6 protein-coding genes are annotated in these 4,014 nt (G+C 28.0%); all 6 read left to right on the top strand.

The annotated features are described in order from the left end of the window. The first annotated feature begins 464 nt into the window (after positions 1–464). Positions 465–860 (top strand): hypothetical protein, encoded by a 396-nt coding sequence (locus ACK5M9_RS00040; protein ID WP_416891170.1) that lies wholly within the window; start codon positions 465–467, stop codon positions 858–860. 69 nt (positions 861–929) lie between these two features. Further along, entirely contained in the window at positions 930–1,139 is a 210-nt protein-coding gene (locus ACK5M9_RS00035; protein ID WP_416891169.1) for a hypothetical protein, read from the top strand. Positions 1,140–1,344: 205 nt separating this feature from the next. Beyond that, positions 1,345–1,506, top strand: coding sequence for a hypothetical protein (locus tag ACK5M9_RS00030; RefSeq protein WP_416891168.1), 162 nt, complete (start codon positions 1,345–1,347; stop codon positions 1,504–1,506). A gap of 284 nt (positions 1,507–1,790) precedes the next feature. Continuing rightward, complete coding sequence (locus ACK5M9_RS00025) at positions 1,791–1,976, top strand: hypothetical protein (protein WP_416891167.1); 186 nt, start codon at positions 1,791–1,793, stop codon at positions 1,974–1,976. A gap of 457 nt (positions 1,977–2,433) precedes the next feature. Next, the gene (locus tag ACK5M9_RS00020; protein WP_416891166.1) at positions 2,434–2,568 is read left to right on the top strand and encodes a hypothetical protein; all 135 of its coding nucleotides are present in this window, start codon (positions 2,434–2,436) and stop codon (positions 2,566–2,568) included. 750 nt (positions 2,569–3,318) lie between these two features. Continuing rightward, positions 3,319–3,825, top strand: coding sequence for a hypothetical protein (locus tag ACK5M9_RS00015; protein ID WP_416891165.1), 507 nt, complete (start codon positions 3,319–3,321; stop codon positions 3,823–3,825). Positions 3,826–4,014 lie beyond the last annotated feature (189 nt).

Below are 4,014 nucleotides of genomic sequence, written 5' to 3'. Positions count from 1 at the left end.
TTGATGCTATGTATAGTGATAATGTTATTTCGGGCGTTGAGACAAGAGAGGGAGTTTATACACCATCAGAAATTTACTGTTTATTCTTAAAGAATTCACTAGATTCAATTGGGGCCGAAATATTCAAAGACAAATTTTGAGCTTCAGGTCACAAGAAATTTGAAATTGACAAAGGAATATTAACTCCTATGTTGTGATTGTTTAGAGTTTGATATTTTCATGAATTAAATTTGAAATCACCTAAACCAAAAAAACTTTCCGAATTTAATTTTAATGATGACTTTGATGAAGATCTTGGTAAATTTATTGCATACAAAGCAAACGAAGATTTTGATGATTTAGAAAGTAAAGTCGAAATTCTATCAAAAGTTTGAATTGATGTAACCAAAAAATTACCAATTATAGATTCTATTAAAGACTATAAAACAATAGTTAGTTCACTTTCAAAAAACCTATTTATTTCTATGGGAGCTCAAGTTTTCTATGAAAGACTTAAGAATCCTAATTATGAAGTCCATGATAAGCTTCAATACTATTTCATTAATGCTATTTTAAATAGAGATTTTGCACAATCTACTGACGTACAATTAAAAGTCGATGTAGTGAATCAAAATTATCTTAAAGGTGAATTGACATTGGATGAGATTGAAAGAACAATAGATCGTGTAAATGAAAAACAAAGAATATATACTGAATATAAAGATGGTTTCCAAAGTACTATTAAATTTATAGTTTCAATAATCTACAAACAACTGAGAACTCAACAACCTAAAAAATATCAATTTGATCATATATTTACAAAGAGTGCACTAAAGGATCTTGATATTAAATCTGGTATTCACTTAATATGTAATTGCTGAGAACTTGAGTCAAATGATAATGACTAAAAATGTGCTGATGTTAATCTGGTTAATTTATTATAAGATAGAATGATAATAGAGCATCTGAAAAAAATCCAAAATCAAGATTTGAGAAATCAAGTTGAAGCGGAATATAAAAACAAAATTAATTATATTAAAGACTTTGAGAAATATGATGCTGATAGTAGACAGAAAAAATTTGACGAGTTTACTAAATTTAGATTTGAAATTCAAATGAAATTATTTAGAGAACAAATAAGTGTAGAGTCTAAAGTTTAACATGATAATCAAAATGTAAGAGCCAGCTAGTCTGGTTTTTTCTTTGCCCAAAAATTTATACCTATCCATTACAAAAATATTGATAAACACTAAGCATTTTACTCACCACCTACTTGGGTGGCTTAATTTGTTTAGTGTTTGTGTAATTAATTTGCAAAAAAAAAAAAAAGCTTAGGATTTGAGAAAATTATTAAGGAGGTAAAATATGAACGGAATGGCAAAGGCAGGAGGAATCCTACTTATTATTGCATCAGCATTTGGAATTATTAATGGTTTACTTGTAACATTAATATTCGGAGGATTCTCAACACTTCTATTAATTTTAGGAATTGCTGTTACAGCAATCTCAATTTTAATGATTGTTTGATGTGCAGGATACATGTCAAAAGGATCTAGAAAAATATTATTAGTAGTATTATCAATTATTTGTGCAGTACTATCAATCCCTGGAATCATTTCAATCATTCTTTACGTATTAGCAGCAGTGTTTATTGCTCTAGGTAAAGAGAAGGTTGAATAATCTATATTACCAGTAATAATAATTTTTAAAAAATTGGATGTTTAATTAAACGTCTAATTTTTTATTATTTATGTTTTCACTAATTAAATATCTATTTAATTAGTGAATAAAATAATAAAGGAGATAAATAAATGAACGGAATAGGAAAGGCAGGAGGAATCCTAGCAATAGTAGCTTCAGGTTTTGGAATATTATATGGAGTTTTTATGGCTTTTTTTGGAGCACTATTTTCTGTTGCAGGAGCAGATGGTGTTGGGAATTGGTTTTTAATTATATCTATAACAATAATTGTTCTATCTATATTAATGATTATTTGATCAGCAGGATATATGACTAGAGGAACTAGAAAATGAATATTAGTAGTATTTTCAATTATTTGTGCAGTACTATCAATATTAATATTTCAGTTCCTACCACTAATACTATATATAATTGCTGCAGTATTTGTTGCTTTAGGTAGAGAGAAATTAAACATAGATATAAATGATTCTACAGATATAACTAAAAAGAGAAGATAATTATATGAACAAGCCAGCTAGTCTGGTTTTTTCTTTGTGAAAATTTATAACTATCTATTACTAAAAATTGATAAACACTAAGCGTTTTATATACCTCCTACTTAGGAGGTTTAATTCGTTTAGTGTTTGTGTTATTAATTTGCAAAAATAATAAAAAAATTTAAAGATTTGAGAAAATTTCTATGAAGATAAAATATCAACGAATTTGCAAATATAAAAAAGGAAATGCGAAGATCTCGCTATATAAATAAAAAAAATGAAAAAAATGACAATGTTAATTATAGGTGTGGCAATTGCTGCAGTAATTGGACTAGGTGTTATATTAGGAATCGGACTTTCAGGTGGAGGAAACTCAAATGGTATTGGATCAAATGGGGACGATGGTGATTGAAAAGCTCTCGGACTTGTGTCGACTAATATAGTAGGTGATGGTTCTTCAACATCTTATACAGATAAATATGGAGAAATTTCACTAGAATGAAACGAAGAAAAAAATGAATGAAGAAATTTAGAAACTTTACTTTATTCAATTTCTGCTGAAGGTTATATAGAGGAAGATTCTGACAAGCAAGATGAATATAATGATGATGTTCGTTTTGCGATAGATCATTGTAAAGAAGAAAATGCGAAGAGAAACTGAATAAAATTATCCACTGAAGTTGATAATCATACTACAGCGTCTAGCTACACGTTTTCTTATTATGAATTTGAAGATTTAGAAGTAAATTTTAGCACGCCAAGAACAGCTGAGGTAGATATAACAGATGTAAATAATTACTTTATTAATAACACTGCAAAATAATTAATCAAATATGCGAAAGCATATTTTTTTCTACTACAACAACAATGTAATTTATTATGAGAGTAATATTATATTAATAGTTGATTTATATAGATTGATTATTGATAATAAATATTTGAAATATATGTCATAAATTTGTGATAAGGTATAAAATATTTTTTTTGTGATATCAATTAAAAGAGGAAAACAAGGGCTAAGAATAAAAACACAGACATCTGAGCAGATTGAAAATCAGGACAAGGACCTAGTTCTTCTTCTGATAATTTTCCAGTTTCTAAGAAAAAGAAACAAAAGAAGCTGACAGTTAAGGATGTAAAAACTCCTACTAAAGCTGTTAACTTGAATGAAGAGAAATATAAAAACCCTCTTACTCAAATTGAAAAATCACCACAATCAGAAGCTAATATTTCTACAGCCGTATCTGCAGCATTATCAAAAGCAATACATGAAGAATATGATGTAGATAAACTAGAACAAATTCTTGATGTAGTTATTGATCAAGTAGATGATGCAGATTTAGCTAATGAACACTTTGAAAGAAATAACTTTGGATTAGTAGCATTACTATTAGGAATCATTGGAGTAATTGCAATGATTATAATAGTTCCAATAGTAATACTATTTGGTAAAGCTATAGAATTTATTGATGGACAAGAACAATTAACTGAGGCTAATGGATTTGTAGCTGATGATACAGAGTTCTTAATATACGAAAATGGTGAAGGAGTATATTTAACAAGTCCAAATGATGAAGGAGATTCTAAGTTTTCTACATATAGGAATAATGCTTCTGGTACACTCATCTTTCATGTATTAGACGATAGTAATGATCTATCTTTAGGATGAATACCAGAAAATGGTTTAAATTTATATGATGATCCACTCTTATTTTCTTATGATGATGGAGATATAGAATGAGTATCCAGTTCTACTATTGATGAACCTACTAGTATTAATCCAGTAAAAAGAAATGCAAAGGATAATGAATTTCTTTTTTCAATAGAAGGTACAGATAAGTACTTAGGGTTAGTAGAA

The sequence above is a fragment of the Mycobacterium sp. genome (assembly GCF_047975165.1).
In the GTDB taxonomy this organism is placed as follows: Bacteria; Actinomycetota; Actinomycetes; order Mycobacteriales; family Mycobacteriaceae; genus Mycobacterium.
This window is presented reverse-complemented; position numbering and strand designations above follow the sequence as displayed.